This window comes from Streptomyces sp. CS113, assembly GCF_002188365.1.
GTDB classification, from domain to species: Bacteria; Actinomycetota; Actinomycetes; order Streptomycetales; family Streptomycetaceae; genus Streptomyces; species Streptomyces tendae.
The window spans coordinates 8,376,599-8,391,111 of record NZ_KZ195574.1 but is presented as its reverse complement, the minus strand read 5'-3'; the positions used below and the strand labels follow the sequence as shown (position 1 = coordinate 8,391,111).

General features: G+C 73.1%; 13 protein-coding genes and 1 pseudogene. 9 read left to right on the top strand and 5 right to left on the bottom strand.

Translation table 11 applies throughout. The features are described 5' to 3' along the window. Positions 1-25: 25 nt before the first annotated feature. Together B9W62_RS37950 and B9W62_RS37945 are read left to right on the top strand one after the other, a co-directional pair. Positions 26-1,246 (top strand): annotated as a pseudogene (locus B9W62_RS37950) (four-carbon acid sugar kinase family protein); the annotation flags it as partial. A gap of 162 nt (positions 1,247-1,408) precedes the next feature. Continuing rightward, a complete protein-coding gene (locus tag B9W62_RS37945) occupies positions 1,409-2,053 on the top strand; it encodes a class II aldolase/adducin family protein (protein ID WP_087811436.1) in 645 nt (214 codons plus the stop codon). A 2-nt stretch (positions 2,054-2,055) separates the two neighbouring features. On the opposite strand, the gene B9W62_RS37940 is transcribed toward B9W62_RS37945, so the two are convergent. Beyond that, entirely contained in the window at positions 2,056-2,421 is a 366-nt protein-coding gene (locus B9W62_RS37940; RefSeq protein ID WP_087811435.1) for a darcynin family protein, read from the bottom strand. Between the two features lie 44 nt (positions 2,422-2,465). Beyond that, positions 2,466-3,359, bottom strand: coding sequence for an NmrA family NAD(P)-binding protein (locus B9W62_RS37935; RefSeq protein WP_087811434.1), 894 nt, complete (start codon positions 3,357-3,359; stop codon positions 2,466-2,468). A gap of 103 nt (positions 3,360-3,462) precedes the next feature. On the opposite strand from B9W62_RS37935, the gene B9W62_RS37930 reads away from it, so the two are divergent. Beyond that, positions 3,463-4,419, top strand: a complete 957-nt coding sequence (locus B9W62_RS37930; RefSeq protein ID WP_373433754.1) for a LysR family transcriptional regulator — start codon at positions 3,463-3,465, stop codon at positions 4,417-4,419. On the opposite strand, the gene B9W62_RS37925 is transcribed toward B9W62_RS37930, so the two are convergent. Next, on the bottom strand, positions 4,416-5,375 hold the full coding sequence (locus B9W62_RS37925) for a DUF1152 domain-containing protein (protein WP_087812294.1): 960 nt from the start codon (positions 5,373-5,375) through the stop codon (positions 4,416-4,418). The two genes, B9W62_RS37930 and B9W62_RS37925, sit on opposite strands and share 4 nt — an antisense overlap. Before the next feature lie 616 nt (positions 5,376-5,991). Here B9W62_RS37925 and B9W62_RS37920 point away from each other — a divergent pair. The 3 genes from B9W62_RS37920 (at position 5,992) to B9W62_RS37910 (ending at position 9,517) form a co-directional block, all read left to right on the top strand. Further along, the gene (locus B9W62_RS37920; RefSeq protein WP_087811432.1) at positions 5,992-7,512 is read left to right on the top strand and encodes a catalase; all 1,521 of its coding nucleotides are present in this window, start codon (positions 5,992-5,994) and stop codon (positions 7,510-7,512) included. Positions 7,513-7,700: 188 nt separating this feature from the next. Further along, positions 7,701-8,450: a hypothetical protein gene (locus B9W62_RS37915; protein ID WP_256976716.1), complete on the top strand. Its 750-nt coding sequence runs from the start codon at positions 7,701-7,703 to the stop codon at positions 8,448-8,450. Between the two features lie 146 nt (positions 8,451-8,596). Further along, on the top strand, positions 8,597-9,517 hold the full coding sequence (locus B9W62_RS37910) for an SDR family oxidoreductase (RefSeq protein WP_087811431.1): 921 nt from the start codon (positions 8,597-8,599) through the stop codon (positions 9,515-9,517). 12 nt (positions 9,518-9,529) lie between these two features. Here the strand turns inward: B9W62_RS37910 and B9W62_RS37905 are convergent, their stop codons facing one another. Beyond that, positions 9,530-10,819, bottom strand: coding sequence for a phosphatase PAP2 family protein (locus tag B9W62_RS37905; RefSeq protein ID WP_373433753.1), 1,290 nt, complete (start codon positions 10,817-10,819; stop codon positions 9,530-9,532). 181 nt (positions 10,820-11,000) lie between these two features. Further along, positions 11,001-12,074, bottom strand: a complete 1,074-nt coding sequence (locus B9W62_RS37900; RefSeq protein ID WP_087811429.1) for an alkene reductase — start codon at positions 12,072-12,074, stop codon at positions 11,001-11,003. Between the two features lie 115 nt (positions 12,075-12,189). Between B9W62_RS37900 and B9W62_RS37895 the strand changes: the two genes are divergently transcribed. From B9W62_RS37895 to B9W62_RS37885, 3 genes are all read left to right on the top strand, one after another. Then, positions 12,190-12,555: a MerR family transcriptional regulator gene (locus B9W62_RS37895; RefSeq protein ID WP_087811428.1), complete on the top strand. Its 366-nt coding sequence runs from the start codon at positions 12,190-12,192 to the stop codon at positions 12,553-12,555. An 82-nt stretch (positions 12,556-12,637) separates the two neighbouring features. Beyond that, positions 12,638-13,210 carry a TetR/AcrR family transcriptional regulator gene (locus B9W62_RS37890; protein WP_087811427.1) on the top strand — a complete coding sequence of 191 codons (573 nt, stop codon included), beginning with the start codon at positions 12,638-12,640 and terminating at the stop codon, positions 13,208-13,210. A gap of 79 nt (positions 13,211-13,289) precedes the next feature. After that, a complete protein-coding gene (locus tag B9W62_RS37885) occupies positions 13,290-14,507 on the top strand; it encodes an AAA family ATPase (RefSeq protein WP_087811426.1) in 1,218 nt (405 codons plus the stop codon). The last annotated feature ends 6 nt before the right edge of the window (positions 14,508-14,513 follow it).

Genomic DNA, 14,513 nt, shown 5'->3' with positions numbered 1-14,513 from the left:
GACGAGGGAGGAGCCGCCGGCCCGGATGCCCTCGGCGGCCATCGCCCGCTTCTGGGGCTGCTCGACCTCGGACTTGTCGAGGAAGCCCGGTTCGGTGCTGATGGTGCTGGCCGGGTTGACGTTAGCCGATGATCATGCCGGTCTCAGCCGTGCACGACTGGTCGCCTGCGGCTTCCGGACCGTGGTCGCCGTCGACGCGGACGCGGTCGTCTCCCGCGCCGAGCCGGATGCCCGGGAGGCGCCGGACGTGCCGGACCGGTGGGCGGCCGTGGACGCCGTCGTGGTGGCGCTGAAGTCGAGAACGGCTCCCGTGCCGGAGGCGGTGGAGGAGTCGCGCCGTGCGCTGCGCGCCCTGCGGGCGATCGGCTGCCGGCGCTTCTACTTCAAGTACTGCTCGACGTTCGACTCCACGCCCCGCGGCACCATCGGACCGGTGGCCGACGCACTGCTGGCGGAGACCGGTGAGCGGCGCACGGTGGTGGTCCCCTCCTTCCCGGCGACCGGGCGGACCGTGTACCGGGGGCGGCCCTTCGTCCACGACGACCTGCTCGACGAGAGCCCCATGCGCCACCACCCGCTCACCCCGATGCTCGACTCCCGCGTCGACCGGCTGCTGCGGCCGCAGACGGACCACCCGGTCACCCGCATCGGTCTGGACACGGTCCGGGCCGGCGCGGCCCGCCTGCGCGCCGCGCTGGACGACGACGCCCACGCCGACGCGCTGACGGTCGTGGACGCCATCGACGACGAGGACCTGCGCACCATCGCCGCGGCCACCGAGGACTTCGGCCTGGTGACCGGCGCGGCCGGGCTCGCCGTGGGACTGACCGGCCCGCATCCGGACCAGGCACGCGCACGTCCCGCGTCCGGCCCCGGGGACCCCGGGGTCGTCCTCGCGGGCAGCGCCTCCGCCGCGACCCGGGCCCAGGTCTCCCACGCCCTGGGACTGCTGCCGCACCGGCGGCTCGACCTGACCCGGCTCCGCGCGGACTTCGACAGCGCCGTGGCCGACCTCACCGCCTTCGTGCGTGACCGGTGGGCACACGACCCCGTCCGGCTACCCCTGATCTACGCCGTCGCGGCGCCCGAGGACGTCGAGACCGACGCCCCGGCCGGCGCGGAGCCGGCGTCGGCCCTGGTGGAGAGGGCCCTCGCGGCCTGCGCCGGGGCACTCGTGGACGCCGGGGCACGGCGGCTGCTGGTGGCGGGCGGCGAGACGTCCGGGGCCGTGGTCACGGCCCTGCGCGCCCGCACGCTCGCCGTCGGGGCGCCCATCGCCCCGGGTGTCGCCTGGGCGCGCGCCGAGGTGTGCCCGTCCGGCGCCCCCCCCCCACACCGTCGATCTCGCCCTGAAGTCGGGGAACTTCGGCGGCACCGACATCTTCACGCAGGCATGGGAGCAGCTCGTATGACCGCCCTCGCACAGGAACTCGTCGCGGCGGCGGCCCACTTGGCCGGGCTCGGACTGAGCCCCGGCTCCTCGGGCAACGTCAGCGTCCGGGACGGCGACCGCGTCCTGGTCACCCCGACCGGAACGGACCTGGCCGCGCTGGACCCCGAGAACCTGTCGGTGCTCGACCTGGACGGCAACCGCCTCGACGGACCCGCGCCGTCCAAGGAGTACCCGCTCCACCTGGCCTTCTACCGACGCGAGGACGCCACCCGCGCCGTCGTCCACCTGCACTCCAGGCACGCCGCCGCGGCCTCCTGCCGCGCGCCCTGGTCCGAGCGCAGCGCGCTGCCACCGCTGACGCCGTACTTCGTGATGCGGGTCGGGCAGATACCGCTGCTCCCCTACGCCCCGCCCGGCGACCCCGCGCAGGCCGCGGACCTGGAGCGGCTCACCTTCCCCTGCCGCGCCGCGCTGCTCCAGAACCACGGCCCGGTCGTGGCGGGCACGTCCCTGCGCGCGGCGGCGGAGGCCGCCGTCGAGGTCGAGGAGGCCTCCGCACTCCATCTGCTCCTGGGGGACCGGCCAGTGCGCCATCTCACGCCGGCCGAGGCGACGGCGCTGGTCCGGAAGTACGGCACCTACTGGGAGCCGGCGAGCTGAGCTCAGGTGGAGACGGTGGTGACCGCGTCGACCCCGTACGTGCGGGCGTAGCCGTTCTCGGTGCCGACGAGGAGGTCGACGACTTCGAAGTACCGGTCCCAGAACGGCGTTTCGCGCAGGGCGTCGACGAGGAGCTGGTAGGCGTGGTGGTCCTCGGCCTCCCAGACCCAGACGTCGGTGACGCGGGCGGAATAGAACTCGGTGTCGTAGAAGCGTGACCGGACGCCGGTGGTCCGGGCCTCGATGACGGGGACGACCTCCGTGGTCAGGGCGTGCACCCGCTCCTCGACGGTCTTGGCGAGCCACTCGGGCGTGGTCTTGACGAGCATGAAGGCGGTGACGGGGGTGCGGAACGTCTCGTCGGACATGGTTGCTCCTTGTTCTGGCGGGGTGTTCGGGCAGGGACCGGCGTTCAGGACTGGACCGCGGGCTTGAGGGTCCGGGCGACCCAGTGCTCGAAGGTAGTCGGGGTGGCCGTCGCCGGGGTGCGCGTGACGCCCGCGTCGAGGCCGTCGTCCTTGGCCCGCTTCATCTCGACAATGCCGTCCACGAACTCCTTGTCGAGGCCGTGGCCGACCAGGCTGGTGCGCAGGTCGTCGAACGTCCGGCGTTCGTAGCGGACGGGGCGGCCGAGCCGCTCGGTCATGATGCGGGCCAGGTCGTTGGGCGACAGGTCCCGCGGGCCGAGCACCGAAACGCTGCCGGTGCCGGTCCAGGACCGGTCGAGCAGCAGGCCCGCGGCGACGGCGGCGATGTCCGCGACGGCCACGAGGGGCGCCTTGCGGTCGGCGTCGAGGACGTCGGTGAAGCAGCCGTGCTCCCGGATCGAACCGGCCTCCTCCAGGAGGTTCTCGAAGAACGACGGGCAGGCCAGGGCCCGGTGGGCGACGCCGGTTTCCGCGAGGAGGTCGTCCACGGCGAGGGTCGCCGTGACGAGTCCGGCGCGGCCCGCGACCGGGGTGCCGCGGCCGAGGGCGGAGACGCCGACGACGTGGCCGACGCCGTGCACGCCGAGCGCCCGCGCGGCGGGCAGAGAGAAGCGCCGGTAGGCGTCGTCCGGGGTGCGCGAGGCATCCGGCGGGACGAGCCAGAAGACGGCGTCGGCGCCGTCGAAGGCCCGGTCGACGACCGCGGGGTCGCCGTGCGAGCCGGTGACCACCTCGACGCGCTGGCGCACCGGGCCGGCCAGGCGTGCGGGATCGCGCACGATCACGCGCAGCCGCTCACCGTGGGCGGGGGCGGACTCCAGGAGCAGGGGCAGCAGTCGCCGCCCGATGTTCCCGGTGGGAGCAGTAATGACGATCATGAAAACCTCGTGGGTCGTGCCGGATCGGTATGCCCTCATCCTGGGAAGCCACGAGGTGTTGCCACAATGGGAACTTCAGCAAGGGATTGTTGCCTGGAATGGAATAATACTGGTGAACAGCACAGATCCGGTCGCGCCGGTCATTGACGCCAACCTCGCCGTGGCGCTCGACGCGCTGCTGGCGGAGCAGAGCGTCACTCGCGCCGCCGCCCGTATGCACACCTCCCCCGCGGCCATGAGCCGCACGCTCGGCCGGCTCCGCCGGATCCTCCAGGACCCCCTGCTGGTGCGGGCCGGGCAGACCATGGTGCCGACGCCGAGGGCGCTGGCCCTGCGGGACGAGGCCGCCGCGGTCGTCCGCCGGCTCGGCGCGCTCCTGGCCCCGGCCACCGGTGTCGACCCGGCCACGCTGCGCAGCACCTTCACCCTCCAGACGGCCGACCTGGTCGGCGCGGCCCTCGCCGGAGGTCTGCTGACGCTGACCGGGCAGGAGGCACCGGGGGTCTCCCTGCGGTTCCGGGCCGAGGAGCTGGAGGCCGGGCCGGCCCTGCGCGACGGGCGGGTGGATCTGGAGGTCGGGGCGATCGACCACGTGGATCCCGAGACCCGGGTCGAGCAACTGGTCACCCTGCGGATGACGGCGGCCGTCCGGCCCGGCCACCCGCTCACCGAGGGGCCGCTGACCCCGGCGCGGTTCGCCGCCGCCGAGCATGTCGCGGTCAGCCGCCGCGGCCGGTTCGACGGCCCCGTCGACGCCGCCCTCGCCGAGCAGGGCCTCAGCCGTCGGGTCGCCGTCGTCCTCCCGGGGCATCTGGCCGCCCTGTCCCTCGCCGCCCGCACCGACGTCGTCGCCCTGGTGCCCGCGGTGCCGGACGCCGCGGACTCCGCGCCGAGCCCGCTGACCGGGCAGGCCTCGCTCCTCGGGCTGCGCCTCCTCGACATCCCGCTGCCGCTGCCGCCGGTGGCCATCGGCATGGCCTGGCACCCCCGGCACACCGCCGACGGCGCACACCACTGGCTGCGCACCGCCGTGCGCCGGGTGCTGTCGGGCCGGCCTTAGTGCGGGAAGCTCCGGGGCGGGCGGGTCACGACGTCCTCCCTGAACTCGGCTATCCGGGACTGCACCTGGCGCATCAGGTGGGTGTCCTCGATGCGGTCCAGGTACAGGCAGCGAGCGGCGAGGCCCAGCAGGTCGAAGGCGAAGTACAGGGACATGAGCGGATTGACGAACAACTCGCTGCCCCGGGTGCGGTCGGTGAACCGGACGTCGCCGAAGGCACCCCGGACGGCCGCCGCGATGGAGCCGTTGACGATGCTGGGGTGCTCGGGCGTGTGCTCCTGGGCGTGTGACACCGCGTCGAGGTACAGCGCGCCCTCGCGGCTGGTGCGCGGGACGGAGAAGGCGCCCAGGTAGGCGCCCTCGCGCTCCAGCGCGGCGATGTTCTCCAGGACCTGCACGTGGTTGACGCCGTGGTAGGCGTCGACGCCGAACCCGAGCGAGACCACCAGGCGGTGGCGCGGGCCGTCCAGCCCGGCCAGCGCCGCCACGCTGGTGAGGTCCTCCTCCGGTGTCCCGAGTCCGGCCTCGTCGCCGCGCAGCAGGATGTCGGTGCCGCCGTCGACCAGGACCACGGCGTCGATGTCGTACCGCTCGATCAGGGCCGCGTAGGCGGCGCGCAGCGGCTGGACGCCGGTCTGTGGGAAGGCGTGGACGACGGCCGGGTAGCCGTGCCCCCGCAGCCACTGGGCGAGGGTCCGCTCCGGGAAATAGCGCTGGTGCGGGGCCGACTCGGGGGTGATGACGGCCAGGTCGGGTGCGGCCCAGGCGTCGTCGGGCAGTCCGGCGAGCGCGCTGAAGGAGAGGTTCGCCAGATGCACCTCCCGGCCCTGGTGCAGGAGGGACAGGGCCAGGGGCAGACCGGCGTAGATGTCGAAGCCGCCTCCCGCGCCGGAGACGAGGATCCGCTCGGCGTCCGCGAGCCGGCCGAAGAGCGGGTTCGTGTGCAGAGGCGTCATGTCGATCATTGTGGCGGGTCCCCGTCACGCCCGGGCCCGGTGGGGTGGCGCGGATCGGCGGTACCGCGGTGTCGGCACGCGCCGCGAGCGGTACGGCGACGGGGAGCGGGAGGGAAGGCCGGTCCCGGCGTGCGTCCGGCGGGCACGGTGTCGACGTACGGCCGACGGCACGGCACCGCCCGCCGCCCGGCGCGCCCGGAGTCGGCGAACGGCCGGCGACACGGCACCACCCGCGTGGCGTGCCGGTCCGCGTCCTCGTCGCCGCCGGCTCCGCTTGCGAGGGCGGGGCGGCGGCGGAGACTGATACGGACGACGGCACTCCGGAGGGTCCTGGACGGATGGGCGAGCACGCGATGCGTCCCGGCACCGGGACGCGGCACGGCCGACGGGCCGACGGGCTCCGCCCCGGTTCCGCCCGGCCCGGCCCGCCCCCGGACGGGATTGACGCGGCCGCTCCAGGGCACGCGTGCGGCGGAGACCGCGCGGGCCGGGGCCCCTGGCACGGTTCGGGCCTCGGCGGGACCGCTTCGCCGGGCAGGTCGGAGCGGGTCCCGTCTCCCGTATGTGTGCCGCGCGGTCCCCGGGCGCCAGCCACTCCCCGACGAAAGGCAGTCTCATGACGGACACCCCGCCTGCCACCACCACCGACTCCGGCGCACCGGCGGAGAGCGACGAACACTCGCTCACCGCGGGCCCGGCCGGTCCGGTCCTGCTCCAGGACGCCTACCTCATCGAACAGATGGCGCAGTTCAACCGGGAGCGCATCCCCGAGCGGCAGCCGCACGCGAAGGGCAGCGGCGCCTTCGGCCACTTCGAGGTGACGCACGACGTGAGCGCCTACACCAAGGCGGCCGTCTTCCAGCCGGGCACGCGCACCGAGCTCGTCGCCCGGTTCTCGACCGTCGCGGGTGAGCGCGGCAGCCCGGACACCTGGCGCGACCCGCGCGGCTTCGCGGTGAAGTTCTACACGAGCCAGGGCAACTACGACATGGTCGGCAACAACACACCGGTGTTCTTCGTCAAGGACCCGATGAAGTTCCAGCACTTCATCCGGTCGCAGAAGCGCCGGGCGGACAGCAATCTGCGCGACCACGACATGCAGTGGGACTTCTGGACCCTGTCGCCGGAATCCGCGCACCAGGTCACCTGGCTCATGGGGGACCGCGGCATCCCGCGCACCTGGCGCCACATGAACGGCTACACCTCCCACACCTACATGTGGATCAACGCCTCCGGTGAGCGCTTCTGGGTGAAGTACCACTTCAAGACGGACCAGGGCATCGAGTTCTTCACCCAGCACGAGGCCGACCAGATGGCCGCGGCCGACACCGACTACCACACGCGGGACCTCTTCGAGCACATCCGCGACGGCGACTTCCCGAGCTGGACGCTGCACGTGCAGGTCATGCCGTACGAGGAGGCCGCTTCCTACCGGTTCAACCCCTTCGACCTGACGAAGGTGTGGCCGCACGGCGACTACCCCCTCATCCCGGTCGGCCGCATGACGCTGGACCGGAACCCGACGGACAACCACGCCGAGATCGAGCAGGCGGCCTTCCAGCCCAACAACCTGGTCCCCGGCATCGGCCCGAGCCCGGACCGCATGCTGCTGGCCCGGCTCTTCTCGTACGCCGACGCCCACCGCTACCGGATCGGCGCGAACTACCAGCAGCTGCCCGTCAACGCCCCGGTGGTCGACGTCCGCACCTATTCCAAGGACGGTGCGATGGCCTACCGGAAGACGACCGATCCGGTCTACGCGCCGAACTCCAAGGGCGGTCCGGCCGCCGACACCGAGCACTACGGCACGCCGCCCAGCTGGGAGACGGACGGGTCCATCACCCGTACCGCCTACGTCAGCCACGCCGAGGACGACGACTGGGGCCAGCCGGGCACCCTGGTGCGCGAGGTGCTGGACGACGCGGCCCGGGACCGGCTGGTGGACAACGTGGTGGACCACCTCCTCAACGAGGTGACCGAACCCGTCCTCCAGCGGGCCTTCGAGTACTGGTCGAACATCGACAAGACCATCGGCGAGCGCATCGCCAAGGGCGTGCGGGCCAAGGCGGGAGAGAAGGACTTCAAGGCGGCCGAGCAGCGCAATCCGGCCCGGCAGTCCATGCAGGACAAGGCCTGACCCTTGCTCACCCCGGGCCCGGGACAAACACGTCGCGGGGCGCGCGCACCGGCTGCTAGCGTCCGCTCCGTGCGTTGATCTGCCGTGCGGCGGCCCCGGCCGCCGCGGACGGAGTGACCGCCCTCCTGTCGATGAGACAAGGAGGGCGGCTCGGCATGTTCCCCGTCAGGCAGCCCGGAGGTCCGCACATGTCCGCACCGCACCCGATGTCCTACGAGGCGTTCGTCGCCCACGCCGCCGCCGACCCCGCCGTCGTCGGCCTCGTCCTCAAGGGGTCCCAGGCCCATGAGGGCATGGTCACCCGGTACTCCGACCACGACCTGTACGTGGTGCTCGCCGACGGTGCGGCGGCCGGTCCGGGTGCCCTCGAGGGCTTCCGCTCCGCCCGGCTGGACGTGGTCGTCGTGACGGTGGCGGAGTTCGACCGGCTCGGCGACTGGGAGCGCTACGCGATCGCGCGGGGCCGGGTCCTGCTCGACCGGCTCGGTGGCCGGATCACGAGGACGGTGGCCGCCCAGGGGCGGCTCGGTGCCGCGGAGGCGTCGCGGGTCGCGGCCGCCCGGCTCGACGCCTACGCCAACGCGCACTACCGGTCGCTCAAGAACGCCCGGGACGGGCATCCGCTCGCCGCGCGGCTCGACGCGGCGGACAGTCTCGGCTTCCTGCTGGACCTGCTGTTCGCCCTCGACCGCCGCCCGCGCCCCTACAACAAGTACCTGGAGTGGGAACTGGACCGGTTCCCGCTCCCGGGATGGGACACCGGCCGGCTGCTGACCGCGCTCGGACGGATCACCGGGGCCGGTGACGCGGACGTGCAGCGGGAGCTGTTCGGCCGGGTCGAGGCCGTGGCGCGCGCGGCGGGTCACGCGGCGACGCTGGACGCCTGGGGCGAGGACCTCGGGCTGATGCGCCCCGCGGCGGGGCGGCGCGTTCCGTGACGACACACTACGTCAGTGACTGACATCGCGTGTTACTGTCGATGACAGCGGCTGTCATCGACGGTTCCGACGCCGTGCGCCCGCCGCTCGCGCTCGCGCCCGGCGGACCGGCAGTCGCCACGTACGGACTTTTCTGGAGGATTCTCATGCGTGTTTTCGTCACCGGCGCCTCCGGCTGGATCGGCTCAGCCGTCGTCCCCGAGCTGATCGGGGCGGGTCATCAGGTCGTGGGGCTCGCCCGTTCGGACGCCTCGGCCGAGGCGCTCACCGCCGCGGGGGCCGACGTGGTCCGGGGCACCCTGGACGACCTCGGCGTCCTGCGGCGGGCCGCCGCCGACTCGGACGGGGTGGTGCACCTGGCCTTCAAGCACGACATCGCGTTCTCGGGGGACTTCAAGGGCGCCGGAGAAGCCGACCGGAGGGCCGTCGAGGTGATCGGCGAGGCCCTCGCGGGCTCCGGCCGGCCGTTCACCATCGCGTCCGGGACCCCCTCGATTCCCGGCCACGTGGCGACCGAACGCGACGGCCACGACCCGGACCCGGCCGCGGCCGCCCGGGGCGACGCCCAGCACGTGCGGGCCGCCACCGCCGAACTGGCCCTCGCCCTCGCCGCCCGCGGGGTCCGCTCCTCCGTGGTGCGGCTGGCGCCGACCAACCACGGCGAGGGGGACAACGGATTCGTCCCGGCCCTCATCGGGATCGCCCGCGCGAAGGACGTCTCCGGGTACATCGCGGACGGCGCCAACCGCTGGTCGGCCGCACACCGCCTCGACTCCGCGCGGCTGTTCCGCCTCGCACTGGAGAAGGCCCCCGCGGGCTCGACGCTGCACGCCGTCGCGGAGGAGGGCCTGCCCGTGCGGGAGATCGCCGAGGTGATCGGCCGGCAGCTGAACCTGCCGGTGGAGTCGGTCCCGGCCGCGGACGCGGGCGCCCACTTCGGCTGGCTGGCGGAGCCTCTCGCGGCCAACCGTGCGGCGTCCAGCGTCCTGACCCGTGAGCTGCTGGGGTGGCAGCCCAACCGGCCCGGTCTCGTCGAGGACCTGGAGCAGGGCCACTACTTCACGTAGCCCGGCCCGGCTTCAGACCAGCTCGGGCTGCGGTTCCGCGGGGCGCGGCGGCTCCGGCTGCCGCACCGGCACGGCCTTCGCCTCCCACCGCCGGGTGGTGCGTACGTAGCCGACGATCACGGAGGCCATCGCGAGGAGGAGCAGCGGCCCGGCCGCCCACGGGTGCTCGGCCATCTCCACCGGCAGGTAGCGGTACGCCACCAGCAGTACGACGAAGACCGTCGTGCCGTGGGCGACCAGCCGGACGGCGCCGCTGTCCCAGCCCCGCGCGAACGCGCGCATCGCGGCCTCGACCGTGAGCGCGAAGACCACGCCGGCGACGAGGTCGGCGCCGTAGTGGTAGCCGAAGCCGAGCGTCGCGGTGAGGGTGGCGACCAGCCAGAACGTGCCCGCGAACCGCATCGCCCGGGAGCCCCTGCGGGAGTGGACGAACAGCGTCGTGGCCCACGCCGTGTGCAGGCTGGGCATGCAGTTGCGCGGGGTGATGTCGTCGAACGGGATCGCGTGCGGGGCGCCGCCCGGTGGCAGCGTGTCCGGCCACAGGTTGGCCACCGCCCACTGACCGCCGTCGGCACCGTAGGCGAAGACCGGCCCGACGACCGGGAAGACCATGTAGACGGCGGGCCCGAGCAGGCCGATGACGAGGAAGGTGCGCACGAGGTGGTGGCTCGGGAACCGCCGCTCGACCCCCACGTGCCGCAGTTGGTACAGCCCGACGAGGGCGGCGGCCAGGGGCAGCTGCCCGTAGACGAGGTGGAGCACGTGGCCGCCGACCGGTTCCGTGGCCTCGACGAAGCGGCCGACCAGCCACGAGGGGTTGCCCAGCGCCTGGTCGGCGGTGGCCACGTACGGGTCGAGCACCGCCTTGCGGGTCTCCGAGGTGATGAGCAGCCAGGTGTCCCCCGTCTTGTGCCCGGCCACCAGGAGCAGCCCGAGCCCCGCACCCTTGAGCAGCAGGGCCCGCTCACTGCCCCGGCGCCGCGTCACGGCGACCACCGCGCAGCCGAGGACCACCCACAGCGCGCCGTTGCCGAAGTTCATGTCGGCTCCGACCGCCCAGCGCACCAGCCAGAAGACGACGTCGATCCCGATCGCGGCACCGACCGCGACGAGGCGCTGCCGCCAGGTCAGCACCACCGTCGTCAGGGCGAGGCCGGCGTACAGCAGCGGCCCCGAGTCGGGCGCGAAGACCACTTCTCGCGCCTGCTCGGTGATCGGGCCCCGCACGCCGTAGTGGCGCGCGGCGAATTCCAGCGCGATCAGGAAACCGAGGGTCACCGCACCGGCCGCGGTCCACAGCAGGACCCGCGGCCGACGCAGCGCGGCGAGCAGGGCGCCGCGGTCTCTTCGCGAGGATATTCGTTTGGGTGGGTTTTGCACTTGTTCTGCCCGTTTACTAGGGGTCGGACGCAGCGGCCGCTCGTACGGATCGTCACGAGTTCGAACATGCTAACGGCACCCGTGCGCCGGCCCCGGGCCTCCGTCAGGCCGTGTGCTGGTAGGCCGGATAGGTCAGGTAGCCCGCGTCACCGCCCTGGTAGTACGTGGCCTCGTCCACCGGCGCGAGGGGCAGGCCGGTGCGCAGCCGCTCGACCAGGTCGGGGTTGGAGATGAAGCCGCGGCCGAAGCTGATCAGCTCCGCCCCGAGCCCGAGCCAGTGGTCTGCGTCCTCGCGCCCCGTCTGCTTGGGGCCCATCGGGAGCACCGGGTTCATGACGAGCGTGCCCGGCCACTGGCGGCGCAGCCCGATCAGCAGGTCCTCGTCGGCCGTGGCCTCGATGTGGACGTACGCGATCCCGAGGCGGGACAGCTCGGTCAGCAGCTCGGCGTAGAGCTCGGGAACGTCGGTCTCCTCGACGCCCCAGAACGTCCCCGCGGGCGAGAGGCGGATACCGGTCCGGGCAGCACCGATCGCCTCGACCGTCTCGGACACGGCCTCGACGGCGAAGCGGATCCGGTTGGCCACGGGGCCCCCGTAGCGGTCGGTGCGCAGGTTCGCGTTCGAGGAGAGGAACTGCGAGATGAGGTAGCCGTTGGCGCCGTGCAGCTCGACTCCGTCGAAGCCCGCGTCGACGGCGCGGCGGGCGGCGAGGGCGTAGGACCGCGCGTGCTCCGGCACTTCGGCGGTCTCCAGGGCGCGTGGCACGGGCACGGGCTGCGGACCGGTCGGGGTGAACACCTCTCCGACGGCCGGGACGGCCGAGGGCCCCACCGGCGTGGTCCCGTTGGTGTCGGGGTGGGAGACGCGGCCGCCGTGCATGATCTGGGCGAAGATGCGTCCGCCGTTGGCGTGCACGGCCGCCGTGACGGGGCGCCACGCGGCGACCTGCTCGTCGGTGTGCAGCCCCGGCGTCCCCGGGTTGGACTGCCCGACCAGGCTCGGCTGCACCCCCTCGGACACGATCAGCCCGGCCGTGGCCCGCTGGGCGTAGTACGTGGCCATCGACGGTGTGGCCAGTCCGCCCGCGGCGGCACGCACGCGGGACATCGGGGCCATCACCGTCCGGTTGGGAAGCGTCAGGTCGCCGAGCCGGTAACTGTCGAACAGAGACGTCATGTCAGGACTCCTTGGTCGTCCGCGGCCCGGATCCCGGGCACGACGGTTACGCTAGAACCTGACACTGACGTCAGAGGCAAGTAAGTGTGCCGCGGATCACAGCAGGGAGCAGGGCATGCGCATCGGAGAGGTGGCGTCGCGGGCCGGGGTCAGCGTCCGGTCGGTGCGCTACTACGAGGACCAGGGGCTGCTGGTCAGCACGCGCAGCGCCGGCGGCCAGCGCCAGTACACGGAGCACGAGGTCGAGCGGGTCAGGTTCCTCCAGCGGCTGTACGCGGCGGGCCTGTCCAGCCGCACCATCGCCGAACTGCTGCCGTGCGTCGACTCGCCCAGCGCGGGCAATTCCGACGACGCGCTGGAGCGCATGGCGCAGGAGCGCGACCGGCTCTCCGAGCACATCGCCGACCTCGTCCGCACCCGGGACGCGCTCAACGACCTGATGACCGCGGCCCGCGAATACCGGGACACGGAGTTTGCCTAAACATGTTAGGCAAGCTCATAATCTTCCACGACCGCCGGGCGATCGACGCGGCACCGGCCGGTGACGGATACGGAGGACGGCTGTGGCTCGGGCAGGACTGACCACCGAGAATCTGATCAGGGCCGGGGCCGAGACGGCCGACGAGATCGGCTTCGAGCGCACCACTCCGACCGAGCTGGCCCGACGGTTCGGCGTCAGGACGGCGAGCCTGTACTCGCACGTGAGGAACGCCCACGAACTCAAGACCGGGATCGCGCTGTTCGCCCTGGAGGAGCTGGCCGACCGGGCCTCCGAGGCGGTGGCGGGCCGGGCCGGCAAGGACGCGCTGACCGCTTTCGCGAACGTCTACCGCGACTACGCCCGTGAGCACCCGGGCCGCTTCGCCGCCACCCAGTTCCCCCTCGACGCGGAGGCGGCGGCCGCCGGCGCCGGGGTGCGGCACGCCCAGATGTCGCGGGCGATCCTGCGCGGATACCACCTCGCCGAACCGCATCAGACCCATGCCGTACGGCTGCTGGGCAGCGTCTTCAGCGGCTACGTCGGCCTGGAGGCCGCCGGGGGCTTCAGCCACAGTGCCCCCGACTCGCAGGAGAGCTGGACGGAGATCCTCAACGCGCTGGACGCCCTGCTGCGGACCTGGCCGACCACGTCCTGACCGGGCGGACGTCTGTGCGGGATAGGCTCTGATCCGCCAGCCCGGGACCGCCACAGGAGCGCCACAGGAGGAGTCGGCCATGGGCCCACAGGACCTGCCGGAGGCATCGGCCGCACCGGACACGGCCGAGCGTCTGCGGGCGATCGGCGACGAGTTGTCGGACCGATTCTACGAGCGGGCCGACGTCGTGCGGACCCTGCTGGTGACGCTGCTGGCCGGTCAGCACTCGCTGGTGCTCGGTCCGCCGGGAACCGCCAAGTCGGAGCTGGCCCGGGCACTCACCGGCCGGATCGTGGGGGCGTCCTACTGGGAGATCCTGCTGTCCAAGTTCACCGCGCCGACGCGGATGTTCGGACCCGTCGACGTGGCCGCGCTGGCCCGCGGCGAGTACCGCCAGGTCTTCGAAGGGCGCGCCACCACCGCGCACGTCGCGTTCATCGACGAGATCTTCAAGTGCTCCACGGCGGCGCTGAACGAGACGCTGGGCTACCTCAACGAGCGGATCTACCACCCCGAGAGCGGCGGCGAACCCGTCCGCTGTCCCCTCATCGGCGCCATCACCGCGAGCAACGAACTGCCCGACGGCGAGGACTCGGCCGCGATCTACGACCGGCTGCTGGTACGGATCGAGGTCAACTACCTGGAGGACCCCTCGAACTTCGCCGCTCTGGTCCGCTCCGCGGTCAGCCGCCCGGCGGCGCCGAGGCGGACCACCGTGGACCTCGCCGCGCTGCGGCACGCCGTGGCCGAGGCCGTACCCGCCGTGGAAGTGCCCGACGGGATCGTGGACGCGGTGTGCACGCTGCGCGCCGCCCTGCGCCGCAAGGAGCTGATCGCCTCCGACCGGCGCTGGCGGCAGGCGGTGGGCCTGCTCCAGGCGTCCGCCTACCTCGACGGACGCGCCTCGGTCGCCGAGACCGACCTGTCGGTGCTGACCCACGTGCTGTGGAACTCCCCCGCCGAACGCCCGACCGTCGAGCGGGAAGTGCTGCACCTGGTCAACCCGGACGCCAAGGAGGCCCTCGACCTCGCCGACACCATCGAGGAACTGGAGACCCAGCTCGACGCGATGGCCGGGCAGTCCCGCGAGGCCTTGAGCGAGTGGGTCATCAAGAAGGCGCACCACCAGCTGGCCATGGCGGGCAAGCGGCTGGAGAGACTGCGCGCGGAGGCGGTGGGCGCGGGCCGCTCCACGACCGCCATCGACCGGGTCACCGGCCGCCAGCGCGCCGTGCGCGCCCGGGTGCTCACCGAGGCCCTGGGCGTGGACGCGAGCACCGTGCAGGCCCAGCTCTGAGCAGGG